At 64.6% G+C, this 26,944-nt stretch carries 25 protein-coding genes; 5 read left to right on the top strand and 20 right to left on the bottom strand.

Features of this window, described 5'->3' with window-relative positions:
• Positions 1–37: 37 nt before the first annotated feature.
• Both Q0877_RS03720 and Q0877_RS03715 read right to left on the bottom strand, forming a co-directional pair.
• Positions 38–784 carry an MIP/aquaporin family protein gene (locus Q0877_RS03720; RefSeq protein ID WP_299165800.1) on the bottom strand — a complete coding sequence of 249 codons (747 nt, stop codon included), beginning with the start codon at positions 782–784 and terminating at the stop codon, positions 38–40.
• Between the two features lie 137 nt (positions 785–921).
• Positions 922–2,607, bottom strand: coding sequence for a glycerol-3-phosphate dehydrogenase/oxidase (locus Q0877_RS03715; RefSeq protein ID WP_299165894.1), 1,686 nt, complete (start codon positions 2,605–2,607; stop codon positions 922–924).
• A 288-nt stretch (positions 2,608–2,895) separates the two neighbouring features.
• Here Q0877_RS03715 and Q0877_RS03710 point away from each other — a divergent pair, with 288 nt between their 5' ends.
• From Q0877_RS03710 to Q0877_RS03695, 4 genes are read left to right on the top strand one after another with little or no spacing between them, the layout of a single operon-like run.
• Positions 2,896–3,783 carry a sugar-binding transcriptional regulator gene (locus Q0877_RS03710; RefSeq protein WP_299165798.1) on the top strand — a complete coding sequence of 296 codons (888 nt, stop codon included), beginning with the start codon at positions 2,896–2,898 and terminating at the stop codon, positions 3,781–3,783.
• A 57-nt stretch (positions 3,784–3,840) separates the two neighbouring features.
• A complete protein-coding gene (locus tag Q0877_RS03705; protein ID WP_299165796.1) occupies positions 3,841–4,677 on the top strand; it encodes an aldo/keto reductase in 837 nt (278 codons plus the stop codon).
• On the top strand, positions 4,646–5,560 hold the full coding sequence (locus Q0877_RS03700) for an alpha/beta fold hydrolase (protein WP_299165794.1): 915 nt from the start codon (positions 4,646–4,648) through the stop codon (positions 5,558–5,560). The genes Q0877_RS03705 and Q0877_RS03700 overlap by 32 nt, the downstream gene beginning before the upstream one ends.
• Positions 5,557–6,660 (top strand): glycosyltransferase family 1 protein, encoded by a 1,104-nt coding sequence (locus tag Q0877_RS03695; protein WP_299165791.1) that lies wholly within the window; start codon positions 5,557–5,559, stop codon positions 6,658–6,660. The genes Q0877_RS03700 and Q0877_RS03695 overlap by 4 nt, the downstream gene beginning before the upstream one ends.
• Here the strand turns inward: Q0877_RS03695 and Q0877_RS03690 are convergent.
• The 13 genes from Q0877_RS03690 to pyrR all read right to left on the bottom strand — a co-directional run bounded on the left by Q0877_RS03690 (position 6,657) and on the right by pyrR (position 21,523).
• Complete coding sequence (locus Q0877_RS03690) at positions 6,657–8,783, bottom strand: primosomal protein N' (protein ID WP_299165789.1); 2,127 nt, start codon at positions 8,781–8,783, stop codon at positions 6,657–6,659. The genes Q0877_RS03695 and Q0877_RS03690 overlap by 4 nt on opposite strands.
• A 16-nt stretch (positions 8,784–8,799) precedes the next feature.
• The gene (gene metK, locus Q0877_RS03685) at positions 8,800–10,014 is read right to left on the bottom strand and encodes a methionine adenosyltransferase (protein WP_299165787.1); all 1,215 of its coding nucleotides are present in this window, start codon (positions 10,012–10,014) and stop codon (positions 8,800–8,802) included.
• A gap of 107 nt (positions 10,015–10,121) precedes the next feature.
• On the bottom strand, positions 10,122–11,348 hold the full coding sequence (gene coaBC, locus Q0877_RS03680; RefSeq protein WP_299165785.1) for a bifunctional phosphopantothenoylcysteine decarboxylase/phosphopantothenate--cysteine ligase CoaBC: 1,227 nt from the start codon (positions 11,346–11,348) through the stop codon (positions 10,122–10,124).
• A 31-nt stretch (positions 11,349–11,379) separates the two neighbouring features.
• Entirely contained in the window at positions 11,380–11,640 is a 261-nt protein-coding gene (gene rpoZ / locus Q0877_RS03675; RefSeq protein WP_026544007.1) for a DNA-directed RNA polymerase subunit omega, read from the bottom strand.
• A 46-nt stretch (positions 11,641–11,686) separates the two neighbouring features.
• Positions 11,687–12,256, bottom strand: coding sequence for a guanylate kinase (gene gmk / locus Q0877_RS03670; protein ID WP_299165780.1), 570 nt, complete (start codon positions 12,254–12,256; stop codon positions 11,687–11,689).
• A gap of 24 nt (positions 12,257–12,280) precedes the next feature.
• The gene (gene mihF, locus Q0877_RS03665) at positions 12,281–12,607 is read right to left on the bottom strand and encodes an integration host factor, actinobacterial type (RefSeq protein ID WP_299165778.1); all 327 of its coding nucleotides are present in this window, start codon (positions 12,605–12,607) and stop codon (positions 12,281–12,283) included.
• Between the two features lie 99 nt (positions 12,608–12,706).
• Positions 12,707–13,558, bottom strand: coding sequence for an orotidine-5'-phosphate decarboxylase (pyrF, locus tag Q0877_RS03660; RefSeq protein ID WP_299165776.1), 852 nt, complete (start codon positions 13,556–13,558; stop codon positions 12,707–12,709).
• The gene (gene carB / locus Q0877_RS03655) at positions 13,558–16,869 is read right to left on the bottom strand and encodes a carbamoyl-phosphate synthase large subunit (protein ID WP_299165774.1); all 3,312 of its coding nucleotides are present in this window, start codon (positions 16,867–16,869) and stop codon (positions 13,558–13,560) included. Before carB ends, pyrF begins: the two co-directional genes overlap by 1 nt.
• The gene (gene carA / locus Q0877_RS03650; protein ID WP_299165772.1) at positions 16,870–18,102 is read right to left on the bottom strand and encodes a glutamine-hydrolyzing carbamoyl-phosphate synthase small subunit; all 1,233 of its coding nucleotides are present in this window, start codon (positions 18,100–18,102) and stop codon (positions 16,870–16,872) included.
• Positions 18,099–18,629 carry a hypothetical protein gene (locus Q0877_RS03645; protein WP_299165770.1) on the bottom strand — a complete coding sequence of 177 codons (531 nt, stop codon included), beginning with the start codon at positions 18,627–18,629 and terminating at the stop codon, positions 18,099–18,101. The genes carA and Q0877_RS03645 overlap by 4 nt, the downstream gene beginning before the upstream one ends.
• A 4-nt stretch (positions 18,630–18,633) precedes the next feature.
• On the bottom strand, positions 18,634–19,956 hold the full coding sequence (locus tag Q0877_RS03640; RefSeq protein WP_299165768.1) for a dihydroorotase: 1,323 nt from the start codon (positions 19,954–19,956) through the stop codon (positions 18,634–18,636).
• Positions 19,953–20,951 carry an aspartate carbamoyltransferase catalytic subunit gene (locus Q0877_RS03635; protein WP_299165766.1) on the bottom strand — a complete coding sequence of 333 codons (999 nt, stop codon included), beginning with the start codon at positions 20,949–20,951 and terminating at the stop codon, positions 19,953–19,955. Before Q0877_RS03635 ends, Q0877_RS03640 begins: the two co-directional genes overlap by 4 nt.
• Positions 20,948–21,523, bottom strand: coding sequence for a bifunctional pyr operon transcriptional regulator/uracil phosphoribosyltransferase PyrR (gene pyrR / locus Q0877_RS03630; protein WP_299165765.1), 576 nt, complete (start codon positions 21,521–21,523; stop codon positions 20,948–20,950). Before pyrR ends, Q0877_RS03635 begins: the two co-directional genes overlap by 4 nt.
• Before the next feature lie 99 nt (positions 21,524–21,622).
• On the opposite strand from pyrR, the gene Q0877_RS03625 reads away from it, so the two are divergent.
• Complete coding sequence (locus Q0877_RS03625) at positions 21,623–22,891, top strand: PrsW family intramembrane metalloprotease (RefSeq protein WP_299165764.1); 1,269 nt, start codon at positions 21,623–21,625, stop codon at positions 22,889–22,891.
• A 99-nt stretch (positions 22,892–22,990) separates the two neighbouring features.
• Here Q0877_RS03625 and nusB read toward each other — a convergent pair whose 3' ends face one another.
• The 5 genes from nusB to aroC form a co-directional block, all read right to left on the bottom strand.
• Positions 22,991–23,401, bottom strand: coding sequence for a transcription antitermination factor NusB (nusB, locus tag Q0877_RS03620; RefSeq protein ID WP_299165763.1), 411 nt, complete (start codon positions 23,399–23,401; stop codon positions 22,991–22,993).
• Positions 23,401–23,961, bottom strand: a complete 561-nt coding sequence (efp, locus tag Q0877_RS03615; protein WP_299165762.1) for an elongation factor P — start codon at positions 23,959–23,961, stop codon at positions 23,401–23,403. Before efp ends, nusB begins: the two co-directional genes overlap by 1 nt.
• A gap of 120 nt (positions 23,962–24,081) precedes the next feature.
• A complete protein-coding gene (gene aroB, locus Q0877_RS03610) occupies positions 24,082–25,173 on the bottom strand; it encodes a 3-dehydroquinate synthase (protein ID WP_299165760.1) in 1,092 nt (363 codons plus the stop codon).
• Positions 25,170–25,718, bottom strand: a complete 549-nt coding sequence (locus tag Q0877_RS03605; protein ID WP_299165759.1) for a shikimate kinase — start codon at positions 25,716–25,718, stop codon at positions 25,170–25,172. The genes aroB and Q0877_RS03605 overlap by 4 nt, the downstream gene beginning before the upstream one ends.
• Positions 25,718–26,917, bottom strand: a complete 1,200-nt coding sequence (aroC, locus tag Q0877_RS03600) for a chorismate synthase (protein ID WP_299165757.1) — start codon at positions 26,915–26,917, stop codon at positions 25,718–25,720. The genes Q0877_RS03605 and aroC overlap by 1 nt, the downstream gene beginning before the upstream one ends.
• Positions 26,918–26,944 lie beyond the last annotated feature (27 nt).

The following is a 26,944-nucleotide window of genomic DNA, read 5'->3' as shown; positions in this document are numbered from 1 at the left end:
GTGGTGCGAAGCGATCCGCACCACCGGTTGGTGATGCTCAGGCAGCGGGCGTCGGGAAGGTGACCAGCATGGCCACCAGGCCGGCGAGCAGGCCGCCGATGACCGGACCGACCACCGGTACCCACGCGTAGCTCCAGTCGCTGCTTCCCTTGCCCTTGATCGGCAGGAATGCGTGGGCGATGCGTGGACCGAGGTCACGGTTCGGGTTGATGGCGTAGCCGGTGGGTCCACCCAGCGACGCGCCGATGCCGACGACGAGGAGGGCGACAGCGAGCGGGCCGAGTCCCGAGGGTGTTCCGGCGAATGCGATGATGACGAACACGAGAACGAAGGTGCCGATGATCTCGGTCACGAGGTTCCACCCGTAGTTTCGGATTGCCGGACCGGTGGAGAACACACCAAGCTTGTTTGCGGCGTCCGGTTCAGCATCGAAATGCTGCTTGTAGGCGAGCCAGCAGCCAACCGCACCGAGGATGGAACCGAGCATCTGCGCGGCGAGGTAGGCAAGTGCGTTGACCACGTTCTTGTCGACGCCCGGGGCGAACTCCGCGGTGTCTCCATTGGCCCACAGACCGACAGTGACGGCGAAGTTCAGGTGCGCTCCCGAGAGCGCGGCGACGTAAACGCCGGCGAAGACCGCAAGGCCCCAGCCGAAGTTGACCATCAGGAACCCGCCGTTATTTCCCTTGGTCCCGGCCAGCGCAACGTTGGCCACGACCCCTGTACCTAGCAACAGCAGCATGAACGTGCCGAATGTTTCGGCGACGAATACTTCCAGAGACATCTTTGACTCCTCCAATTATTCAACTGTGGGCCGTGTGTGGCCCCGGTACCGTGATGGTCGCGGCACCGCGTTACTCCCCCGGCAAGTGCTGCCGTTGGTTCTCAGCCACCCGAGGGCTGCTGAAGGTTGCCTGGAACCTATGCAACCAAACTATGCACACTCACCTTGTGTTGTTCCTGCAATACCCGGCGGGTGTCTTCAATTTCATATTCGCGGACGGACGCGGACCATTCGAGGTGCTTGCCGAGAATGCCTGCAACCTCGTCGATGAGCTCTGCGCTGACCAGGCCGTTGAAGGCAAGCGCGGTTCGCCGGATGAGGACGTCGGAGATGTGGTGGACCTGCTCGTGCCGGACCATGTATTCGAGCTCGCGCGTCGATACTTCACGTGTTGTCTGCAGAGGCGAATCCTCGCCGTCCGCGACATATGCCGCGACGTCGGCTGCCCGGGTGCCGTAGCGGCCAAGCAGGAGCTTCACCCGCTCTGCAGGCAGCCCTGCGCCGTTGGCTTCAACCCAGGCAGCGACATCACGCGGCTGCTGGGGGAACCCCAGTCCTCCCCCGATCGGCAGGGCCCCAGTGGAAACGGTTCTTCCGCGCTGCAGCAGGTCGAGAACTTCGTTCGCGAGGTGCTCGGAAAGCGCACGGAAGGTGGTCCATTTGCCGCCGACCAGACTGAGCGTGGGGCGGCCCGAGGCGGTCCCTCGTTCGATCCGGTAGTCACGGGAGACAAAGCCCGGCTGCGTGTCATCGTGGCGCGGCAGCGGGCGGACTCCGGAAAAGCTGTAAACGATGCTGTCACGGCTGACCCGCACGGTGGGGAACACATGGTGGATCAGGTCAAGGAAGTAGTCGATTTCGGGATCGGTGCAGACAGCAGGAGTGTCCATGTCTGTATCGATGTCGGTGGTCCCGACCAGCACGCGCTCCCCCATCGGGTAGATCAGCACGATGCGGCCGTCGGAGTGCTCAAAGAAAATCTCCCGACCGGCACACGCGGCCAGCAGTTCCGGGTGATCGAGCACAATATGCGAGCCCTTGGTTCCGCCCATGAAGCGGCTCGACTGACCCAGCGCACTATTGGTGCCGTCGACCCACGCACCCGTCGCATTGACGACGACGTCGGCCCGGACCGGAAATACGTCACCGGTCAGCTCGTCGCGGAGCACGATCCCCTCGGCATCGCTCCCTACTGCGCTGACGTAATTGATCGCCCGTGAGCGGGGATTTGCGGCCAGACCGTCCCGAAGCACATCGAGCGTAAGCCGCTCGGGGTTATGCACTGAGGCGTCGAAGTAGGTTGCGGTGTACTTGACATCGGGCCGCAGCCTGGGCAGTTGCGCCAGCGACGCCTTCTTCCCGACGAACTTGTGGCGGGGCACGCTGCCGCCGGCACGGGAGAACGCGTCGTACAGGGTCAAACCTGCCTTAATGAGGACTGCGCCGCGCTCGCGCGGAGCGCCCTGCCGATGGGTCAGGAAGCGCAACGGTGCAGCAAGAATCCCGGAGAAGGTGCTGAAGATCGGGATGGTTGTCTGAAGCGGCTTGACGTAGTGGGGAGCGAGCTTCAAGAGTGCGTTGCGTTCCACGACGGACTCCCGTACCAGGCGGAACTCCCCGTTTTCCAGATAGCGGATACCCCCGTGGATCATGTGTGATGAAGCACCCGACGCACCCTGACAGTAGTCACCTCGCTCAACGAGCGTTACGTCAATGCCCTGCAGGGAAAGATCGCGGAAGGTTCCGACACCGTTGATCCCGCCGCCGATGATCAGCACGGACGTCTTCGGATTGTTCTTCAGTTCCTGCACGCTGTCCCGCATGGTGCGGTTCTGGTCTGCCGACGGCGTCGTCGGCCCGGTGCTGTTCCTCACTTGGATCCTGGGCTCCTTGCCTGATGGTGAATTCCGGTTCTGCACCCTATTCTTTGGAGAGTTGGGAATATTCGTCAACCACGTTGCACAAACGTGCACTTCCTCTGGGAGAAACTCTTGAACACCCCTGCGGCAGGAACCTCAAAAGACGCAAATGCCCGGAATACGGAAATAACGCCTCCCCGTAGCCGTGAGGCACTACGGGCAGCGCAGATGTACTATCTGCAGGACCTTACGATGAACGCCATTGCCCGCGAACTGCGGACGTCCCGGTCCACTGTGTCCCGGCTCCTTGCCATGGCACGTGACACAGGCCTCGTTCAGATTCAGATCAACAATCCCCTCGACCGGGCTCCGGCACTTGAACGGGAAATCCGGAACCGCTATGACGTGGACGCCCATGTCGTCCCGGTGACGGATCTCGTCAGCGATTCAGATGTGCTGGACCGCGTAGCCATCCAGGCAGCACGGACACTCGGACCCCTGGTGGATTCCAACGCCATCATCGGCGTTGCCTGGGGCTCGACCGTCAACGCAGTGAGCCACCACCTCACCCGCAAGGTGACCCACGACAGCACGATCGTTCAGTTGAACGGCGCGGGTAACACCCAGACCACCGGAATAACCTACGCCAGCGAAATCCTCCGCCGCTTCGGGGCAGCATACGGGGCGCGTGTCGAACAGTTTCCCGTTCCGGCGTTCTTCGACCATGCCGAAACGAAGACCGCCATGTGGGCCGAGCGCAGCGTCAAGCGCATCCTCGACCTGCAGGAGCGGATGACCATGGCCATCTTCGGGGTAGGTTCAACCGGCGCCGGTATCCCGAGTCATGTCTACGCGGGTGGTTACCTTGACGAGGCAGACCTCGCCATTCTGCGCGAACACCGGGTTGTGGGCGATGTGGCCACCGTCTTTTTCCGGGCGGACGGCTCGCACAGCGACATTGTGCTCAACGAGCGAAGCACGGGTCCGGACCTGAAAATGCTCGCTCAGGTGGGTCGGCGCATCTGTGTGGTTTCCGGGGAGTCGAAGATCAACGGTCTGCGCGGGGCGCTTGCTGCCGGCTTGGTCACGGACCTCATTGTGGACGAACGTTCGGCGCGGGCTCTCGTGCGTCAACCCTAGTCCGACGTGCCTGGGTCGCGGTCCTCAGCGACGGTGCACGCTCGGTAGAGTCGGAGTATGCACAGATCCGGCAAGCTATCGATCTCCAACGGCGTCGTCCTGGACCGGTTGGGGTACGGGCTCTATAAAGTTCCTGCGGACGATGCCCACGGACTCTGCACCCTCGCACTCGAGGCGGGCTACCGCCTGCTCGATACCGCCGCGATGTACGGCAACGAGGAGGGCGTGGGCCGTGCCGTGCGGGATGCGATGTCCGCCGGATACGTTGACCGCAGCGACGTCTTCGTGACCTCAAAGCTCTGGAATGACAGCCACGGGTACCGCGCAACGCGCGCGGCGTTCGAGGACTCACTGGGGCGCCTCGGCCTGGACTACCTCGACCTTTACCTCATCCACTGGCCGTGCCCGGGCAAGGATTTGTATGTCGACACATGGCGGGCGCTCGAGGAGCTCTACTCGGAAGGCAAAGTACGGGCAATCGGGGTGTCCAACTTTCAGCGCCACCACCTTGAGAAGCTGCTGTCCCATACGGAAGTGGTCCCCGCAGTCAACCAGATTGAACTCCACCCACTCCTGCAGCAGGAGAGCCTCCGGAAATTCAACGCCGAGCACGGAATCATCACCCAGGCGTGGAGTCCGCTTGGACGCGGAAAACTGCTGACCAACCCCACCATCACACACATCGCCGCGAAGCATTCACGTTCACCTGCGCAGGTCATTCTCCGCTGGCATCTGCACAGCGGGGGCGCAGCCGTAGTGAAGGCAAGTTCGCAGCAACGCATCGGAGAGAATCTGCGTGTCGATGACTTCAGCCTCGACTCGGTGGACCTCGCGGCCATTGCCGAATTGGACTCGGATACGCGTGTCGGTTCCCACCCGGATCTGGTCAACTGACGTGGTGGTACTGACGCGCTCAGCGACCGAACGGACATTGGACGGGGACGGTGGAGCCCGCCGGTTTTGGGATTTCCCCGCAGCCTCTGGGGCCGCGGAGTTACCTCCCCTTTTTCTGGTGCATGGATTCCGGGGTGATCACCATGGGTTGCTCCGTATCATCGAGGCGCTCCCCGGCTACCGCGTGATTGTGCCGGACCTTCCGGGCTTCGGTCAATCGGACCCCTTCTCCGGCAAGCACGACGTCGCGGCGTACGCGTCGTTTGTGCGCGACAGCGTCAGCCGGCTCGCCCTCGGCCCGGAGACGGTGCTCGTAGGGCATTCGTTCGGGTCGATCATCGCAGGCAGGGCGGCAGCGGACGCTCCGGATGCCTTCGCTGCGCTGGTCCTGATCAACCCGATCAGCGCACCCGCCCTCGAAGGTTCCAGCCGGCTCGCCACCCGGCTGGCGGAGCTGTACTACCGTCTTGGGGCGGCGCTGCCAGAGCGGGCAGGGCAGGCGTTGCTAAGCAACCGCATCATTGTGCGTGCAATGAGCGAGCTGATGGCGAAGACCCGGGACCGCCAACTGCGACGGTGGATTCATGCCCAGCATCGCGCCTACTTCAGTGCGTTCGCCTCGCGGGACGTGGTGCTGCAGGCGTTCACCGCGTCCATCAGCTCGACGGTACGGGATAGTGCATCCCGGCTACAGCTTCCGGTCCTGCTGATCGCAGCGGAAAAGGATGACCTCGGCACGGTGGAAACGCAGCAGGAGCTTGCGGCACTGATCCCGAATGCCACGCTCGTGGTCCTTCCGGACGTAGGTCACCTCGTTCACTATGAGGCGCCGGATGCCGCCGCCGCACACATCGCCGATTTTGTGGAGGCAAGGACCCGATGAAGGTTCTGATTGACGCCAGGTTCACCCGCACGGATCACCACGACGGAATCAGCCGCTATGGAGCCAGTCTCATCGAGGCACTTTCAAACCGGGCGGACGTGACGATGCTCATCCACGACCGACGCCAGCTGGCGCTGCTGCCGGATGTGCCGCATGTCATGATCAACAGCCCGCTCTCCCCCGCCGAATTGCTCGTCGCGCGACGCCTCAACCGCCTCAATCCCGACGCCGTATTCTGTCCCATGCAAACGATGGGCTCCTTCGGACGCCGCTATCCCCTGGTCCTCACGCTCCACGACCTCATCTACTACCAGAACCGCACACCTCCGGGCTTCCTGCCGCTGCCCGTGCGGGTGCTGTGGCGGCTATACCACCTCGCCTACTGGCCCCAGCGGTTGCTGCTGAACCGCGCCGACGTCATAGCCACCATCTCGGAGACCACCCGCGCGCTGATACTCAAGCACCGGCTGACGCGGCGCCCGGTCCGCATCATCGGCAACGCCCCGCAGCCGGGCGTCCGCTCCCGATCGCCGGAAGCGCCACTCGGGAAGTCTCTGCTCTACATGGGTTCCTTCATGCCCTACAAGAACGTGGAGACCCTGCTGGCAGGGATGGCCGGACTGACCGACTACACACTCCACCTGCTGAGTCGAATCACGCCCGAGCGGCAACGCGAGTTGGCTGCACTGGTACCCAGCGGTGCGAGAGTGGTTTTCCACAACGGCGTGAGCGATCAGGAGTACGATCAGCTGCTGCGCTCCGCCACCGCTCTCGTGACCCTCTCACGCGCAGAGGGGTACGGACTTCCCGTCGTCGAGGCGATGGCGCTCGGCACCCCCGTGATCGCTGCAGATACTCCGATCTTCCGAGAGGTGGGTGGAGCTGCGGCGCTGTATGTGAACCCGGACTCTCCCGATGAATTTACGCGGGCAGTACGGACGCTCGACGACCCGTTGTCCTGGAAGAGAGCTTCGTCCGCGGGCCGTGCACAGGCAGATACCTATTCCTGGGAAGCTTCAGCGGATTCGCTCCTGAATGCACTTGTTGAAGCTGCCCGGCTCCATTCCAGTCGCCGCACGGCGCGCCGGCCCATACACTAGAGCATCTCCACGGCGTCAACCCGGACATGCACGGGCTCGGTAGTCCGCCGGGCGGACAGGGAAGCCCGGCGTGCCCGCAACGCACCGAGGACGGCAGCAGCGTCCCGGTAGCGGAAAAACAGCAGGGTACGGTGGGAACCCGCCGTTGATTGCTGGCCCGGCCTTGGCCCGGCCGCTGCCGGCCCTACCGGCAGGCGCACTGACGTCGGACCCACAACCCTGCACGACGTCGGCAGGTCCAGCCCGTCCAGAAACGAAGCAAGTGCCTCCAGGGAACCGGTCAGTGCCGCGTACCGCACCGCCGGAGGCAAGCCCAGCTCACTTCGCAGCGCGAGCTCGCGCACGGCCGAGCCGGCAGGATCCCAACGGACAAGATGCCCGGCTGCGGCGTCGTCGTCCGCTGTTACCACCACTACACCTCCGGCCGACGCCGGACGGGCGAGTAGCGCTGCATTGAACCAACGCTGCAGCGTACTCTCGAGGGCGCGCAGGGACTCCCGGCCCAGCAGCGCGTTCCCGTCCAGCAGGAGCACTGCCGCGTATCCCGAAACAGCGACCGGCTCGGCGCCGGGAGTTGCAACCACCACGCGCGGTGAATCGTCCACTTCATCGAGAATGTGGTCGCCCGATGACGAAACCACGACCGCGCCGGGGAATGCCCGCCCCAGTTCCTCCGCCGTGCGCGCGGCACCGCTGACAGTCGAGCGCAGCCTGCCGCCGGCGCAGGAGGGACAGCGCCACGTGTGCTCCGGCCGCCCGCACCAACGGCACGCGACCGCGGATCCCCGCCCGGACTGGGCCAGCGGACCGGCGCAGTGCCTGCAGCGTGCCGGTTCCCGGCAGTCCTGGCAGGCCAGGGCGGGTGAGAATCCGGTACGCGCAACCTGTATCAGCACGGGTCCGCGCTGTAGTCCCTCGCGGGCAGCACGCCACGCCACCGGGGGAATCCGTACCTGATGCGTCAACGGTTCCCGCTCAACGTGGTAGGTATCTGCAGAGTGGAGGACGCGAGGTGCCAGCCGGCGTACGGTGGACCGGTCCGCGTGGAGGGACTGTGCCCAGCCGCTGTCGACCAGTCGCTGGGACTCGACGCTTCGTGATGCCGAGGCGATGAGCAGCCCGCAGCCCTGCAGCTCGCTGCGCAGCAGGAGCACGTCCCGGGCGTGCTGGTAGGGCGCGCGGGGCTCGCTGTGGGAATCATCGCCGTCGTCCCAGAGACAAACAAGTCCCAGGTCCTGTACCGGCGCATAAGCAGCGGAACGGGTACCCACAGCGACCCTGACCTGTCCGTGCAGGAGTTTGAGGAAACTGCGGTACCGCGGGGTGGGGCCGTCCTCGGCGGTGAGCCTGACAAAGGCCTCGGGACCGATGCGATTCCGCAGTGCCGCCTCGACCCGAACCAGGTCCCGCTGGTCAGGAACAACGACGACGGCGCCGCGCCCCGCCGCCCACACAGCGTGGACAGCTTCGGCCAGCTCCGCCGGCCAACCGTCCGGCCCGTAACCGCCCAGCGTGACCAACACCGCCCGTGGACTCTCCCCCGCGGCCAGCCGTGACAGGAAAGAAGCGCCGTTCGCATACCGATCGTAGAGGTTCGATTGATGCGTCCGGCCGCTGGCCGCAGCCGGGGCGGCGGGATCGGTATCGGTATCGGTTGCGGCAGGTACGGTGGCGGAAGGTACGGTGGCGTCGAATTCCTTCTCTACGCGGGCTACACGCGGAGGCACCGCCGACCGAAGGACGTCGCTGGTCGATCCGGCGTACCGGGCGGCCACCGCGGCTGCCAGTGCAAGGATCTCAGCGCTCGCGACCAGCTGGGCAGAGACCACCTTGACCAGGGGCAACAGGCGCGCCGGGCTGTCCGATGCAGCGCGCCGCTCCACGAGGAACGCAGTCTGCTCACGGCCGGCGAACCGCACTTTCACCCGTGCACCGGGGACGGCGTCGTCGTCGTACTCTTCGGGAACCAGGTAATCAAAGGGCCGGTCCAGATGGGGCAACGGTGAGTCGATGATGACCCGGGCAACTGGCAGGTGCGCCGCAACGGCAGACTTGCCGCGGGGAGCTGCCGGTGCGGTGAAGCCCTGCAGCAGCGAGAGCTGCTGCCCTTCGTCAGAACTCATCGGCTCGGGGCGGGTCCTAGGCGTTGAAGTAGCTCTTCAGCTCGTCCGTGCGATCTGTGAGCTCCCAGTTGAAGCCCTCGCCCTCGCGTCCGAAGTGTCCGTGTGCCGCGGTCTTCTGGTAGATCGGACGGAGCAGGTCGAGTGAGTTGATGATTGCGAGTGGACGGAGGTCGAAAATCTCGTCGATGGCTGAGCCGATCGCGGTGGGGTCAACCTGCTCGGTCCCGAAGGTCTCCACGTAGATTCCCACCGGCTGGGCCATGCCGATTGCATAGGCAATCTGAATCTCCGCGCGGCGGGCGAGTCCGGCAGCCACCACGTTCTTGGCTACCCAGCGCATGGCGTAGGCCGCTGAGCGGTCCACCTTTGAGGGGTCCTTACCGCTGAATGCCCCGCCTCCGTGGCGCGCCATGCCCCCGTAGGTGTCAACGATGATCTTGCGTCCCGTCAGTCCTGCGTCACCGACCGGCCCGCCGATGACAAACTCTCCGCCGGGATTCAGGATGTGGCGGACGTTCGAGACATCAAGGTGGGAGGTGGCCAGAACAGGCGTGATCACGTGTTCCACGAGGTCACCGCGCAGTGTCTCCAGGCTGATCCCCTGCGCGTGCTGGGATGAGATCACCACCGAATCGACGCTGACCGGCCTGTCGCCGTCGTAACCGACCGTGACCTGGGTCTTGCCGTCAGGGCGGAGATAGGACAGCGTGCCGTTCTTCCGCACGTCGGTCAGCTGCTCGGACAGCCGGTGGGCCAGCCAGATCGGCGTGGGCATCAGAACCGGTGTCTCGTCGCTGGCGTAGCCGAACATGATGCCCTGGTCCCCTGCGCCCTGGGCGTCGTAGGGATCGCTGCTCGTGCCCAGGCGCGTCTCGAGCGACGTGAACACGCCCGAGGCGATTTCCGGTGACTGCTGGCCGATGGACACGGAAACGCCGCAGCGTGCGCCATCGAATCCGTTCGCCGAGGAGTCATACCCGATGCCGAGGATTGTCTTGCGGACGATTTCGGGGATCTCGACGTAGGCCTCTGTGGTCACTTCACCTGCCACGTGAACCAGACCGGTTGTCACGAGGGTTTCCACCGCCACGCGGGACCGCGGATCAGCCTCAAGCAGCGCGTCCAGAATTCCATCGCTGATCTGGTCGCAGATCTTGTCAGGATGGCCTTCCGTGACCGATTCCGAGGTGAACAATCGCAAGGAAGGGCTAGGCGTATGGGGTGAATTCACGTGACCACTCTACTTGGTTGGGACGACCGCCCGGTTGTGTTTCCGGGTGCTACGTCCCCAGCTGCCGCTGTCAGGGAAGGCCGGGACGCCGCTTCCGGTGTGAGGCGCTATCCGGCCCGGTGCAGCGCCGAAGCCACCCTGGCCACGATCACTGCCGCAACATCGGTCTTGCTCCCGCTGACCGTCTCCGGCTCAGCGCCGCGTGCGTCCAGGATGGTTACTTCGGTGGCATCCTGCCCGAAGACCAGTTTCCGGCCGACCCGGTTCAGGACCAGGAAGTCGCAACCCTTGCGCTCCAGTTTCCGCAACCCGTGCGCGAGCGGCGTGGCGTCATCATCTCCGGTTTCAGCAGCGAATCCGACAATCACCGCCGGCGATGCCAGCTCCGTGCGCTGCTGCACAGCCTCAACCAGGATGTCGGGATTCCGCACGAGCGTGATGACCGGGTTTTCCCCGTCATCACGCTTCTTTACTTTCGTTTCCGAGACCGAATCCGGCCGGAAATCAGCGACGGCTGCCGCCATGATGAGTGCATCGGTAGTCCGAGCGAGCTCCAGCGTGGCCTCACGCAATTCTTCGGCGGTTTCGACAACCGTCAGATCGACGCCGGCCGGAGGCGGCACCTCCATATGGGCCGCGATGAATCTGACTCTCGCGCCCGCGTCCAGGGCAGCATTGGCAAGGGCAACGCCCTGCTTTCCGGAGGAACGGTTACCGAGGAACCGAACCGGATCCAGGGGCTCACGCGTGCCGCCCGCCGTAATGGTGACAATGCGTCCAGCCAGCGGACGCTCTGCACGGTCGCCGGTCCCGGACACCGCCTTCATCGCCGCCTCGTGGATCGCTTCAGGCTCGGGCAACCGTCCGGGCCCGCTGTCGGCGCCCGTCAGGCGGCCCACAGCAGGCTCAAGCACGACGGCGCCGCGTTGCCTCAGTGCCGCAACGTTTGCAACGGTGGCCGGATGTTGCCACATTTCGGTATGCATGGCCGGAGCGAACACAACCGGTGCCCGGGTGACGAGAAGTGAACCGGTCAGCAGGTCATCGGCCATCCCCGCGGCCGCACGGGCCAGCAAATCAGCTGTTGCAGGAGCAATGACCACCAGGTCTGCTTCCTGGCCCAGCCGGACGTGACGCACCTGGTCGACGGCGTCAAACACACTGTTGCTGACCGGGTTTCCCGAAAGTGCTTCCCACGTAGCCGTCCCGACGAAGCGCTGCGCAGCCTCAGTGGGTATGACCGTTACATCATGGCCGGACTCAGTGAACAAACGCAGGAGGGACGCCACCTTGTAGGCGGCAATCCCTCCTCCAACTCCCAGGACGATACGCACGTCGGTACCTGTCTACTGACCGGCGGGGCGCTTACTCCGACGCTTCAGCGGGGGCAGCGACGAGCATGCCCTCGTTGATCTCGCGCAGGGCGATCGACAGGGGCTTCTCGTTCAGCTTGGTCTCCACGAGCGGACCGACGTACTCAAACAGGCCCTCGTGCAGCTGCGAGTAGTAAGCGTTGATCTGGCGGGCGCGCTTGGCCCCGTAAATCACGAGGGCGTACTTCGAGTCCGAGGCCTCCAGCAGGGAGTCGATCGGCGGGTTGATGATGCCTTCGGGTTGAGTAGACACAAAATCTCCAATAGTCGCTGGGCCGTAAACGTACTGCGCCGCGCTCTCAGTGCGAGTGCGCGGTCAAGCCCATCAATGAAACAAGCTCATCTGCTGCGCGCTGAACGTCGTCATTAATCACTGTGTGATCGAATTCCGGTTCGGCAGCAAGTTCCAGTTTAGCGGTTTCAAGACGCTGCTGCTGCTCCTCGGGTGTTTCGGTGCCCCTGCCGACAAGGCGCCGAACCATTTCCTCCCAGCTCGGGGGTGCGAGGAACACGAAATTCGCGTCCGGCATGCTCTCTTTGACCTGCCGGGCGCCCTGCAGGTCGATTTCCAGCAGGACTGACTTCCCGGCCTCCATCGCGGCCCGCACAGTACGGCGGAGCGTGCCATACCGGTTGCGTCCATGGACCACCGCCCACTCGAGCATCTGCCCGCCTTCGACAAGGACGTCGAACTCCTCGGAAGAAACGAAGTGGTAATGCACACCGTCCACTTCACCTGGGCGGGGCGGGCGCGTCGTTGCAGACACAGACAACTCCACCTCGGGATAGTTGTCGCGGATGTAGGTTGATACGGTCCCTTTGCCCACAGCCGTTGGGCCCGCAAGCACGGTCAGCCGCGGCTGATTCACGAATACTTCCTTCTCTAGTGACGGTTATGCGCTTCGGTGGTTCATCAGATGCTCAACGAGAGCCTTGCGCTGGTGAATGCCGAGGCCCCGCACCCTGCGGGTAGCGGCGATACCGACGGTATCCATGATCCCTGCAGCCCGCTTCTCTCCAACGCCCGGCAGAGCTTTCAGCAGGTCCAGAACCCGAAGCCTGCCGATGGCCTCATCCTGAGCCGAGCCGTTGATGACCTCATCGACGGATATCTCTCCGGACTTCAGCTTGGACTTCAGCTCCGCCCGGACAGTCCTCGCCGCCGTCGCTTTTTCCCGCGCCAGTGTTCGTTCACTATCGGTGAGAGGCTTCAGGCTCACTCGGGCTCCCTAGGCAGTTGCAACCGTCGGCCAAGCACCGGCAGTTCCGGATCTGGAGTATGGGCTTGCACTGAACCTATCTGCTTGGCTGGCCCAAAATCAATCCGTTCCGGGGCCGGCGCCATTCCCAGGGCCGACCTGATGCTGCGTAGCGGCCACGGCCCGGCGAAGCCCGGCAACGGTGGGACCGGCGCTGAGGATCTCCCTGCTTGAGGTAGGCAGGATGATGCCCGATGTACGCGCAAAGGTTTTCCGGAGCTCCTGCCTCCCGGCTCCTTGCGCGCCTACCCCGGGAGCAAGGATGGGACCGTTCAGGGTGCTGAGATCGAGCCGGAGCTGCCGCACGGCGTCTCCCGCGGTAGCGCCGATCACCAGACCCACCGAGCCGGGGACCCCGTCGTCGTTCTCGGCAGCGGCAGCCTGCACGATCCGGCGCGCGACAGAGTCTTCGCCGCCCACGTGCTGGACGGAGGCGCCTTCGGGGTTGGAAGTCAACGCCAGGACAAACACTCCGCGTCCGTTCTCACGGGCGACGGTCAGTGCCGGACGGAGCGACTCGAAACCCAGGTAGGGACTCAGTGTGAGTGCGTCTGCTGCCAGTGCCGATCCATTCCGGAGCCAGGCGTCGGCGTAGCCCGCCATGGTGGACCCGATGTCGCCGCGCTTGGCATCGGCAATCGTCAGGACGCCGCTCTCAGCGCTGCGGGCCAGCAGATGCTCCAACGCTGCCATCCCCTGTGAACCGTGCCGTTCGAACAGGGCAACCTGCGGCTTGATGATCGCAACCCTGCCCGCGACCGCCTCCAGCACCGTTGCCGAGAACTGTTCGACACCGGCCGGGGAATCGGGGATCCCCCATGCTGCGAGCAGTGCCGGGTGCGGGTCGATCCCCACACACAGGTTCCCGAAGCGCCCGACGGCGGCAGCGAGGCGTGAGCCGAAGGTTTCCATCACGCTCCGACCGGGTCCGGAACGGTCTCGCCCCGGATAGCCCGTGCGTGGTCCTGCAGGCTCGTGACCGACCACTCATAGGTGCGCAGCGCCTCGATTGCCTGCACTGCCGCGTTGAACTCAGCGACGGTGGTGATGCAGGGAATGCCAATCGAGGTTGCAGCGGCGCGCAGCTGGTAACCGTCACTGCGGGCTTCCCCTCCCGAGGGTGTGTTGAAGACCATGTCGATTTCACCGGCGACCACCAGGTCTGCGATGGTGCCCTCCCCCTCTGCGCTGCTGCCTTCGGCGACTTTCCGGACAGGTGTTGCCTGGATGCCGTTGCGGCGCAGGACATCGGCAGTGCCGCCGGTGGAGACGATCTCGAAACCAAGGTCGGAGAGCCGCTTGACGCCCATGATGATCGAACGCTTGTCCCGGTTGGCAACTGAGACGAAGACCTTGCCCTGTGTGGGCAGGGCGTTGTTCGCGGCAGCCTGGCTCTTGGCGAAGGCCGTATCGAAGTGCTTGTCGATTCCCATGACTTCGCCGGTGGAACGCATCTCTGGGCCGAGCAGCGAATCCACCACGGTACCCTCCGGTGTGCGGAAGCGGCTGAACGGAAGAACGGCCTCCTTCACGGACACTGGAGCGGACAGCGGCAGCCGTGATCCGTCGCCGGTCTCGGGCAGCATCTTGTAGGCGGTGCGGAGCTGGTGAATGGTGACGCCGGTGCCGATGAGGGCGGCTGCCTTCGCCATCTGTACGCCGGTCGCCTTCGACACGAACGGCACGGTACGTGAGGCACGCGGGTTGGCTTCCAGTACGTAGAGCACGTCCGTCGCCAGGGCGAACTGGATGTTGATGAGACCGCGGACGCCCACTCCCTCGGCAATCGCGTGCGTTGCTGCACGGACCCTCTCCAGCACATCCGTGCCCAGGGTGATCGGCGGCAGCACGCAGGCTGAATCGCCGGAGTGGATGCCGGCTTCCTCGATATGCTCCATGATGCCGCCGAGATACAGGTCCTTGCCGTCGTAGAGCGCATCGACGTCGATTTCCACTGCGTCTTCGAGGAAGCGGTCGATCAGCACCGGGTGGTCCGCGGTGATTTCGGTGGCATTGGAGATGTAGCGGGCCAGGTTCGCCTCGTCGTAGACGATCTCCATGCCGCGTCCGCCCAGCACGTAGGAGGGACGCACCAGGACGGGGTAACCGATCTCAGACGCGATGGAGCGCGCGTCCTCAAAGGAGACGGCCGTGCCGTTCTTCGGGGCGATCAGCCCGGCTTCGGCCAGGACCCGCGCGAACTCCCCCCGGTGCTCTGCCAGATCGATGGCTTCGGGCGACGTACCGAGGATCGGGATCCCGGCGTCAGCAAGCGCCTGGGCGAGCTTCAGCGGAGTCTGGCCGCCAAGCTGCACAAAGACGCCCATGACGCCGCCGGTGCGCTCCTCCGCGGCGATGACCTCGAGCACGTCCTCCAGAGTGAGGGGTTCGAAGTAGAGACGGGTGGAGACGTCGTAGTCAGTGGACACCGTTTCGGGGTTGCAGTTGACCATCACCGTCTCGTAGCCGGCCTTGCGCAGCGCCATGGTGGCGTGCACGCAGGAGTAGTCGAACTCGATGCCCTGCCCGATGCGGTTCGGTCCGGAGCCCAGGATGATGATGGACGGCTTGGCGTGCAGGCCCACCTCGTCCTCTTCGTCGTAGGACGAGTAGTGGTAGGGCGTGTAGGCCGCGAACTCAGCCGCGCAGGTGTCAACGGTCTTGAAAACGGGCCGGATATCCAGCGCGTGGCGCACCCCCCGCACGACCGCCTCGGCGGTGTGTGTAAGGAGCCCGATCTGCTCGTCGGAGAAACCATGCCGCTTCGCCAGCCGAAGGGTGTCCGGTTTGATCCCTTCACTGCGCACCGTACCGGCCACCTCGTTGAGGAGGACAAGCTGGTCCAGGAACCACGGGTCAATACCGGTGGCCTCGTAGAGAGCTTCGACGCTCGCTCCGCCCAAGAGTGCACGCTGGACCTGTGAGAGGCGCTCAGTCGTCGGGCGTTTGGCCAACTCGATCAGTTCCGGAACATCGAACTCACTGACCGGCTCGAACGTCAGCTGAGAGCCCTTCTGCTCGAGCGACCGCAGGGCCTTCTGCAGCGCCTCAGTGAAGTTCCTGCCCATGGCCATGGCCTCGCCCACGGACTTCATGGTGGTGGTCAGCGTGTCGTCCGCTGCGGGAAACTTCTCGAACGCGAAACGTGGAACCTTGACCACGACGTAATCGAGGGTTGGCTCGAAGGAAGCGGGGGTCTGCCGGGTGATGTCGTTGGGGATCTCGTCCAGGGTGTAGCCGAGCGAGAGCTTGGTTGCGATCTTCGCGATGGCGAAGCCGGTCGCCTTCGATGCCAGCGCTGAGGAACGGGATACCCGGGGATTCATCTCGATGACGACAACGCGGCCGGTGCCGGGCTCGACGGCAAACTGGATGTTGCAGCCGCCGGTGTCCACGCCAACCTCGCGGATGACTGCGATGGAGATATCCCGCAGGCGCTGGTACTCGCGGTCGGTCAGGGTCAGCGCCGGAGCCACCGTGATGGAGTCACCGGTGTGGACCCCGACCGGGTCGAAGTTCTCGATGGAACAGACGACGACGACGTTGTCCTTCTTGTCGCGCATCATCTCCAGCTCGTACTCCTTCCACCCGAGGATGCTCTCCTCGAGCAGCACCTCGCTGGTGGGGCTGTACTGCAGGCCCTGGCCCACGATGCGCCGCAGGTCCTGCTCGTTGTAGGCCAGTCCGGAGCCAAGGCCGCCCATGGTGAAGGAGGGCCGGACCACCATCGGGTAGCCGAGGTCTTCCGCAGCAACGAACGCCTCATCCAGTGAATGGATGATGGCGGACCTGGCCGACTCTGCCCCGCAGCGCTCGACGACGCCCTTGAACTTCTCGCGGTCCTCGCCGAGTTCGATCGCCGCGATGTTCGCACCGATGAGTTCCACACCGTACTTCTCAAGCACGCCGTTCTTGTCCAGGGCAATCGCCGTGTTGAGGGCTGTCTGGCCGCCCAGGGTGGGAAGGATCGCGTCGGGGCGCTCCTTCGCAATGATTTTCTCGACCACCTCGGGGGTGATCGGCTCAACGTAGGTGGCGTCGGCGAACTCCGGGTCGGTCATGATGGTCGCCGGGTTCGAGTTGACGAGGATGACCCTCAGGCCTTCCTCCTTCAGCACGCGCAGTGCCTGGGTGCCTGAGTAATCGAATTCGGCCGCCTGGCCGATGACGATGGGGCCCGATCCGATGACCAGGACGGAGGTGAGATCGGTTCTGCGGGGCATCTAGTTTTCTTCCTGCGCGGGGGTGGGAGCTTTGGAGACCTCGGAGGCATCGAGTTCGCCCGGTCGGGCAGCTTCGGCCATGAAGTCGATGAACCTGTCGAACAGGTACGCGGAGTCATGCGGGCCGGCGGCCGCTTCCGGGTGGTACTGGACGGAAAACGCCGGCAGGTCCAGGCATGCGAGGCCCTCGACCACGTCGTCATTGAGGCACACGTGGCTGACCTCGACCTTCCCGAAGCGTTCCTCGGGAGCAGTCACCGGGCCGTCGAGCGGCGCATCCACGGCGAAGCCATGGTTCTGGCTGGTGATCTCGACCTTCCCCGTGCGCCGGTCGAGCACGGGCTGGTTGATTCCCCGGTGCCCGTAGCGCAGCTTGTAGGTGCCGAAGCCCAGTGCCCTGCCAAGGATCTGGTTGCCGAAGCAGATGCCGAAGAACGGTATCCGTGCGTCGAGGACCTGACGCAGCAGCGACACCTGGGCATCCGCCGTGGACGGGTCACCCGGACCGTTGGACATGAAGACTCCATCAGCGCCGACGGCCACGACGTCGTCGTACGTTGAATCTGCCGGCAGCACCACGGTGCGCACCCCACGCTGGGCGAAGTGCTTCGGCGTCATTGCCTTGATCCCGAGATCCAGCGCTGCCACGGTGAACCGGGGCTCACCGTCCCAACCGTGGTCGGCGGGCTCGACAACGTAGCGCGAGTCGATGCTGACTTCCTCGGCGAGCCGCGATCCCTCCATGCTGCGCTGGCCGTTCACTTCGGCGAGGAGCTCGGTGTCGCTGCGTGCCGCGTCGGCTCCCGAAAAGATGCCGGCCTTCATGGCGCCGCGCTCGCGGAGGTGCCGGGTGACGGCGCGCGTGTCGACACCCTGGATGCCGACCACGCCCTGCTCAACCAGCTCATCGTCGAGGCTTTTCTCGGACCGCCAGTTGGACGGCCGCCTGGCGGGGTCACGAACGATGTAGCCGGCCACCCAGATCCGGCGGGATTCGGCGTCGTCGCGGTTGACTCCCGTATTGCCGATGTGCGGCGCTGTCTGAACCACGAGCTGCCGGGCGTACGAGGGGTCGGTGATGGTTTCCTGGTAGCCGGTCATGCCGGTGGCGAAAACCGCCTCGCCAAGCGCCGTACCGTGGGCGCCGTAGCTTCGTCCGCGGAAGATCCGACCGTCCTCAAGGACCAGGACAGCCGCTGCTCCGGCTCCTGTTACTGGCGCGTGTGTTGTCACTGTACTTCCTTGCCTGTGGGGTTGGTGAGGGGGTCGGCGTCCTCGATCAGTGCGCTGATCGCTGCCAGGAGCTGCGTCTTGTCTGCCGCGTACCTGGTTCGGAAGCCGGTATCGAATGTTTGGGAGTCCATCGTCCAGGACACAACCACCAGTCCGTCCTTCTCGACGAACTTTCCGGCCATGCCGCGCTCCAGTCGCACGCCCGTCAGGTTCTGCGTGGCGATGTAGACGTCGGTGTCGCCGGACCGGTCGAACAGCAGCCCGTGCGGGTAGACGGCGGCGGTGGCTGTGGCCTTGTTCCCGAGGCCATGTGCGGTGACCCGGTCCAGCCAGTCACCGCCGGTGGTGGTGACCACGTACTGCCCGACCGCCGCGTAGAGGGGTGCCCCCGGATCCTCGGGAGCTACGGGCGGAGCCTGCAGCGTCTGCTGGCGCCGTACGCGGTTCCGCCAGCCGAGGGCCATCAGTCCCACTACCAGCACGATCGCAACCAGTGAGATGACGACGGCGGTTGTTGCTACGTCCACGCTCTTAGTCCCCTTGCGCATCGGGATGCGGTGTGTTGAGCCGTCCTTCAAGCACGGTGGCATGTCCGGCGTAGAAGGTTGCGACGACGGCGCCAGGCAGCTCGAGGCCGGCGAAGGGACTGTTGCGGCCCTTGGTAGCCATCTTATGGGGGTCGACAGTCCACCGGGCCGCCGGATCCACCAGTGTGAGATTCGCCATCTCCCCCGGTTTTAGCGGCCTGCCCTGCGGCGCTACCCCGCCGATGCGTGCGGGAAGGATGGACGTCGCCTCAGCGAAGCGCGACCAGTCCATCAGTCCGGTTTCGATCATGGTGTGCTGTACCACCGAAAGGGCGGTTTCGAGGCCCGTCATTCCCATGGCTGCCTGCGCCCATTCGCACTCCTTGTGTTCGGAGGGGTGCGGTGCATGGTCGGTGCCGATGACGTCGATTGTCCCGTCCGCCAGTGCCTCGCGGAGCGCCGTGACGTCGTCGTTCGTGCGCAGGGGCGGGTTCACCTTATAGACGGGATCCCAGGAGCGGACCAACTCGTCGGTCAGCAACAGATGATGCGGCGTGACTTCCGCGGTCACGTTCACGCCGCGCTGCTTCGCCCACCGGATGATTTCGACCGAACCCGCCGTCGACACATGGCATACATGGAGGCGCGAGCCGACATGCTGGGCCAGGAGCACGTCCCGGGCAATGATGCTTTCTTCCGCAACCGCCGGCCAGCCCGCCAGGCCAAGGACAGCCGAGACAGCGCCCTCATTCATCTGTGCGCCCGCGGTGAGACGCGGGTCCTGGGCATGCTGGGCGACCACACCGTCGAAAGCCTTCACGTATTCGAGGGCGCGGCGCATCAGCACAGGGTCGGACACACAGATACCGTCATCGGAGAAGACCCGGACAGCTGCCCGCGACTGCGCCATCGCGCCGAGCTCCGCAAGCCGCTCCCCCGCCAGGCCGATGGTCACGGCCCCCACCGGGCGGACGTCGACCCACCCGGCGCGCCTGCCCAGGGCATAGACCTGTTCCACCACGCCCGCGGTGTCAGCTACCGGCATACTGTTGGCCATGGCGTGAACCGCGGTGTAACCGCCCAGCGCAGCTGCCCGCGTGCCCGTTTCAACGGTTTCCGCATCTTCGCGCCCGGGTTCCCGAAGGTGGGTATGGATGTCCACCATTCCCGGCAGGAGCACCAGTCCGTCAGCATCGACGACGACGACGCCCGAAGCCGACAGCGATCGGCCCCGCTCGGCGATGCGTCCGGCTTCAATCACGAAATCAACGCCGGTCTCACCGGCTGCCGTTGTGGCGCCCTTGATCAGGTACCTGGGGGTGCTCATACTGTTGCCTCCTGGGCGGGGGTGGGCTGCGCGGAGTCGTCACCCGACAGCAGCAGGTAAAGGACGGCCATGCGGACTGAGACGCCGTTGCGTACCTGCGCCAGGATCGTCGAACGGGGCGAGTCAGCGGCCGCTGACGAGATTTCAAGACCCCGGTTCATCGGGCCGGGATGCATGATGATGGTGTCCTTGCCTGCCGAGGCCTCAAGCGCCGCCAGCCGTTCGTCGTCGAACCCCCACGTTCGCGTGTACTCCCGTGTGGAAGGAAAGAAGGCAGCGTTCATCCGCTCACCCTGGACCCTGAGCATCATGATCGCGTCAGGGCCCGTTGCCAACACCTCGTCGAGGTCGAAGCTGACCCTGCACGGCCAGCTGTCTATTCCTACAGGCAACAGTGTCGGCGGCGCCACGAGGGTCACTTCTGCCCCCAGCGTGGTGAGTAGCCACAGGTTGGAGCGGGCGACCCGTGAATGCAGGACATCGCCCACAATGGCGATGCGGAGCCCGGCCAGATCGCCACCGAGGGATGGACGTCCGGCGACCCTGGACCAGTGCCTGCGGAGGGTAAATGCATCGAGCAAAGCCTGCGTCGGATGCTCATGGGTTCCATCTCCCGCATTGATCACAGCGGCGTCGATCCAGTCCGACGCGGCGAGCCTTGCGGGTGCCCCGGACGCCCAATGACGAATCACCACGGCATCGGCGCTCATTGCCTCAAGGGTCTGCGCCGTGTCCTTGAGCGACTCGCCCTTGGAAACCGACGAGCCTTTGGCTGCGAAATTGATGACATCGGCGGAGAGCCGCTTTGCTGCAGCTTCGAATGAGATGCGCGTGCGGGTCGAATCCTCGAAGAAGAGGTTCACAACGGTGCGTCCCCGCAGCGCGGGCAGCTTTTTGACCTCGCGTTCGCCGACGGCGGCCATTTCCTCGGCCGTATCAAGGATCCGGACGGCGTCAACGGCTGAAAGGCTCTCGGTGGACAGCAGGTGCTTCATGCCGGACCCTCAATCACTACTTCGTCGACCGAATCGATTTCGCTGATTCTTACGCGGACTTTCTCTGCGGAGGAAGTAGGCAGGTTCTTTCCCACGTGGTCGGCGCGGATCGGAAGCTCGCGGTGTCCGCGGTCCACGAGTACGGCGAGGCGCACGATCCGGGGGCGGCCGACGTCGACAATTGCATCCAGCGCTGCACGGATGGTCCTGCCGGAGTAGAGCACATCATCCACCAGCACAACGACCTTGTTGTCGATGCCGGCCGGGGGAAGCCTGGTCGGGCCCGGCGGACGGGTAGGGTGCCTGCGCAGGTCGTCACGGAACATGGTGACGTCGAGGCGCCCGACCATGCGCTCGGGATCCACAGTCGCGTCAGTACGTGCGATCTTGCGTGCGAGCCGCTGGGCCAATGGGAAACCGCGGCGGGGAATGCCCAGCAGTACAAGATCTTCCGAACCCTTGTTGGATTCAAGGATCTCGTGGGCGATGCGGGTCAGGGCCCGGTCAATGTCAGCGTTCCCGAGGACCGTACGGAAAACGGATCCTGGGGATTCGGAACTGGGTGCACTCATGGAACGCATCCTCCTTCTCCGCCTCACAGGACGGCCTTTAAAGGGTTTGGCTGCGCGTTCAAAACTACCACAGGCACCCCCGGCCACTATTCTGTGTTGATGAGTATGACCCCGAGACGCGCCCCCACTGGACCGGGCAGTCAGCTGCCGCCGAACGTGCGGCCGCCGCTGGGGATGTGGCAGCAGGTTCACGCGGGACCGCCGGTTCCGCCCGCCGCCCATCCTTCCGCCGGACTGGACTCCGCTGGAAGGAAGCGCCCATCCGCGCTGGGCTCCACCGTCGCCAATGTCCTGCTGCTTCTGGTTGCCGCCCTCGTCCTCGGAGGAGTGGCCGTACTGGTGACGGCTCAGCTGGGAACGGCCGCGCTGATCGTCTGCGCTGCGCTGGCGCTCGTGCCGCTGGTCATCTGCCTCGTCGGTATCCGCTGGGTTGACCGATGGGATCCCGAACCCCGGGGTGCACTGGCCTTTGCCTTCCTCTGGGGTGCGGGAATGTCGGTGGCCGTCACGCTTCTAATCGGGCCCACGGTCACCGCGCTTCTGAGCGCCGGCCTGGATGGCGCAAGTCCCGCCGTCGTCGGTCCGGTTTTCCAGGCTCCGCTGGTCGAAGAAGCGGCGAAAGGCCTGGGCGTACTGATCCTCGCCATTTCCCGCCGCAGCCACTTCGACGGACCCGTCGACGGCATCGTCTATGCCGGCACTGTTGCCGCCGGCTTCGCATTCACCGAAAATGTCCTGTACTTCGGATCAGCGCTCACTGACCCGGCCGGGCTGGGCGGACTGGCGACTGTGTTCGTGATGCGGGGACTATTCTCACCCTTCGCCCACGTCATGTTCACCGGTGCGCTGGGCCTCGTCCTCGGTCTGGCAGTCGCCAAGGGCCGCGGCAAGGGCAGGTTGGTCGGTGGATTCCTCCTCGGACTTCTTCCCGCCATCGCCGGTCACATGCTGTGGAACGGCGGGCTGGTGGTCCTGTTCACCGATTTCTTCTCGTTCTATCTCCTCGTGCAGGTTCCGCTGTTTCTCGTGGTGATCGCGGTTGTGCTGTGGCTGCGTCGAGCTGAACGGGCGGTGACCTACCAGCGTCTCGCCGAATACGCAGGGGCAGGTTGGCTTACCAGCCAGGAACTGGAGATGGTGGCTGCCCCGCGAGGCCGCTCTTCGGCGCTCGCCTGGGCGCGAAGCGTCGGTGCGGGCCCGGCCATGAAGCGGTTCATCAGTACCGGCGTGCGTCTTTCCTTTGTACGCCAGCGGCTGCGTGCTGGCCATGCCGCCCGCCTCGATTCCCAACTCGAGGTTCAACTGCTCCACGAGCTGGACGATTCCCGCAGGCAGATTATCACCGCGGCGTCGGCGCGCCGGTTCTGACTTCCCGGCGCGCACTCAACGCGCACTCGGCGCGCCCTCTACGCGCGCACAGCGCGCTGCAGAGGCTTTTGACGCACGCCGACAGCGGTCCTGCGTGAACTACGCCAGCAGTGTGGGTTTGAGCTGCTGAAGCCTGCCGAGCAGGCCATTGATGAATGCGGGTGACTCATCGGTTGACAGCATGGTGGCCAACTGAACGGCTTCGCTGACCGCCACCGTGTCCGGCACATCGTCGTTGTACAGCAGCTCCCAGGCGCCGACGCGGAGGATCATGCGGTCGACGGCCGGCATGCGATCCAGCGTCCAGCCCTGCGAGTACGTGCTGAGGAACTCATCGATCTGGATGCCGTGAGCCATGACGCCCTCGATGATGTCCACTGAGTACTCGTTGATGACGGTGTCAGTTTTCTCGCGGCGTGCCTGCAGCGCTTCGACCGGTGACACTGACCGCTGCTCGGCCTCGAACAGGATGTCCATTGCCCGACGCCGAGCCTTACTACGGGCGCTCACTAGTTGACGCGTCCCAGGTACTCACCGGAGCGGGTGTCGACTTTGACCCTGGTACCGGTTTCCAGGAACAACGGCACCTGGATTTCATAGCCGGTCTCGACGGTGGCGGGCTTGGTGCCGCCGGTCGAACGGTCCCCCTGCAGGCCCGGCTCCGTGTAGGTGATCTCAAGAACGACCGACGGCGGCAGCTCGAGGTAGAGCGGGGAACCTTCATGCATTGCGATGGTGGCCATCTGGCTCTCAAGCATGAAATTCTCAGCGTTGCCGACGGTTGCACCGGGAACGGTGATCTGGTCATAGTCCGTCGTGTCCATGAACACGAAATCCTCGCCATCCTTGTACAGGTACTGGTAGTCCCTGCGGTCCACGGTCGCGGTCTCGATCTTGAGGCCGGCGTTGAAGGTTTTGTCGACGACCTTGCCCGAGAGGATGTTGCGGAGCTTGGTACGGACAAATGCGCCGCCCTTGCCTGGCTTCACGTGCTGGAACTCAAGCACGTTCCAGAGGTTTCCCTCGAGCTTGAGGACGGTGCCATTCTTGATGTCGTTCGTGGTGGCCACGGATTCTCTTTCGTCGATTGACTGATATTCGGCTTACGTCCAGCAGGCGCAGTACACGACCGCTCAGGATCTGCCCGCCAAAAGACCAGAAACCAGTCTACCCTGCCCTGCGTCGACGACTCAGGAAGCAATCTCCTGATAGGCGGCGAAGAGCAGCGACGTGTCCGGCACCTCAAGGATTCCGGGGCGGGCGACGTCGTCGAGCACCACAAAGCGGAGCAGGTCGCCACGCGCTTTCTTGTCGCGGCGCATACCGTCGAGAAGCGCCGCCCAGCGGTCCCGGCGGTAGGTGACGGGAAGCCCCAGCGTTTCCAGGATCGCGCGGTGCCGGTCTGCGGTAGCATCGTCGAGCCGGCCGACCATCCGCGAAAGTTCCGCTGCGAAAACAAGTCCTACGGAAACAGCTGCGCCGTGCCGCCAGGAGTAGCGCTCCGCAAGTTCAATGGCATGGGCCAGCGTGTGCCCGTAATTGAGGAACTCACGCCGACCGGATTCCTTGAGGTCCTCTGAGACCACGGCGGCCTTGACTGCTATCGAACGCTCCACCAGCTCGCGGACAACCTCACCTGCGGGGTCTTTCACCCCTTCCGGGTTGGACTCGACCAGCTCGAGAATGCGGGGATCCGCAATGAATCCACACTTCACAACTTCAGCCATGCCGGTGATGAGTTCATTGGCCGGAAGGGTTTGGAGGGCGTCCAGGTCGGCGAGAACGCCTACCGGCGGGTGGAACGCGCCGACGAGGTTCTTGCCCTCGGCCGTGTTGATCCCGGTCTTGCCGCCAACAGCTGCATCGACCATGCCCAGCAGCGTGGTGGGCAGGTGCACAACCTTCACTCCGCGCAGCCAGGTTGCAGCAACGAAACCGGCGACGTCGGTGACGGCGCCTCCACCCACGGCAACAACTGCGTCGGAGCGCGTGAAATCGTTCTGGCCGAGTACTTGCCAGCAGAACGCGGCAACCTGGATGTGCTTGCCTTCCTCAGCGTCGGGAATCTCCGCCGTGACTGCCGTGAAACCATCTCCGGCCAGCTGCTCACGCACGGTGTCACCCGTGGAGCGCAGCGCGCGGGGATGAATCACCAGGACGCGCCGCACTCGCTCACCGAGAAGCGGCGAAAGCCGGTCAAGCAAACCGCGACCGACGACGACGTCGTAATTCTCTGACGGGGCGCTGCCCGTAACGCGGATGGTAGTGGGTTCAGCGGTCATTGCCGAGAATCCTTTCCTTTAAATTCAGTACGGCGCAGCTGCGCCTCGAGCCGGTCAACCACGGTATCGGGAGAACCATTACGGGTGTCGACCACTGCGTCCGCCAATGCTTCATACAGTGGGCGGCGCTCCCGGTCGAGCCTGGTCCAGGTTTCGGCGGCGTCCCCCGCAAGCAACGGCCTACCGGTATCACCGGCGAGCCGCGGCAGTACCGTAGCAATGTCAGCGTCGAGGAACACCACAAATGCTGAGGCAAGCAACTGTTGCGTCCCTTCATCGAGAACAGCGCCACCGCCGAGAGAGATGACAGTCGCCGAGTCCGCTGCGGAGAATACCTCAGCTGCGGTCGCAGCCTCCAATCGTCTAAACGCCGGCTCACCATCGTTGGCGAAAATTTCCGGAATCGGACCATGCCGGCTGACAATCTCGGCATCAGTGTCGACGAATCGCCAGCCGTGCCGGGAAGCAAGTCGCCGCCCGACCGTCGATTTGCCGGTCGCCATCAGGCCGATGAGTACCAGCGGTCCGGAAGCCGCCGGCAGCATCAGTGCGAAACCGAATTGAGCGACGCGGGGATGTGCTCCAGGTAGGAAGCGAGGTTGCGCTTCGTCTCCGCCACAGAGTCCCCGCCGAATTTCTCCGTCACCGCCTCCGCCAGGACCAGGGCCACCATGGCTTCGGCGACCACTCCGGCAGCCGGGACAGCACAGACATCGGAGCGCTGGTGGTGCGCCTTCGCGGCATCGCCGGTACTCACGTCGATGGTCTGCAGTGCGCGCGGAACGGTGGCTATCGGCTTCATTGCAGCGCGCACCCGAAGGACATCCCCGATGCTCATGCCCCCTTCGATTCCACCTGCACGGTTGGTTGTCCGGCCGATCCGCCCGGTTTCCTCACGAACAATCTCGTCGTGTGCGGCCGATCCCCGACGGCGCGCAGTTTCGAAGCCGTCGCCCACTTCAACACCCTTGATCGCCTGAATGCCCATCAGGGCGCCTGCGAGGCGGGCGTCGAGCCGGCGGTCCCAGTGGACGTAGCTTCCGAGTCCGGGAGGAAGGCCGTAGGCGAGTACCTCGACAACCCCACCGAGGGTCTCGCCTTCCTTGTGTGCCGCGTCGACCTCAGCGACCATCGCGGTTGAAGTTTCGCGGTCAAAGCAGCGCAGCGGATCCTCGTCCAGTGCAAGGACGTCGCGTGGACCGGGAAGCTCCGATCCTTCCGGAACGGCAACGGATGCTACCGCAACGGTGTGGCTGACAAGTTCGATTCCCAGAGCGGCGAGGAATCGTGCTGCCACGGTGCCAAGCGCCACGCGGGCAGCGGTTTCCCGCGCGCTGGCCCGTTCCAGCACCGGGCGAGCTTCATCGAACCCGTACTTCTGCATTCCGGTGAAATCGGCATGGCCGGGACGCGGCCGGGTGAGCGGCGCGTTGCGCCCTGAATCCTTGAGGATATCTGTATCCACGGGATCGGCCGACATGACCTGTTCCCATTTGGGCCACTCGGTATTTCCCACCTCGACGGCCACGGGACCGCCCTGGGACAGTCCGTGGCGGACACCCCCGATGATCCGGACCTGGTCCTGTTCAAACTTCATCCGGGCACCGCGACCATAACCCAGGCGGCGACGCGCCAGGGCGGCCTGGATCGCCTCGCTGGTGACCTCAACGCCTGCAGGCATTCCCTCAATGATTCCGACCAGAGCAGGGCCGTGGGATTCCCCGGCCGTCAACCAACGCAACATGAGTCCATCCTGCCACGGGCCGTGGGC

Origin of the sequence: uncultured Arthrobacter sp. (genome assembly GCF_947495145.1) — a bacterium.
Lineage (GTDB): Bacteria > Actinomycetota > Actinomycetes > Actinomycetales > Micrococcaceae > Arthrobacter_D.
Note: the sequence above shows the minus strand (reverse complement) of the source record. Positions and strands in the feature narration are given on the sequence as shown.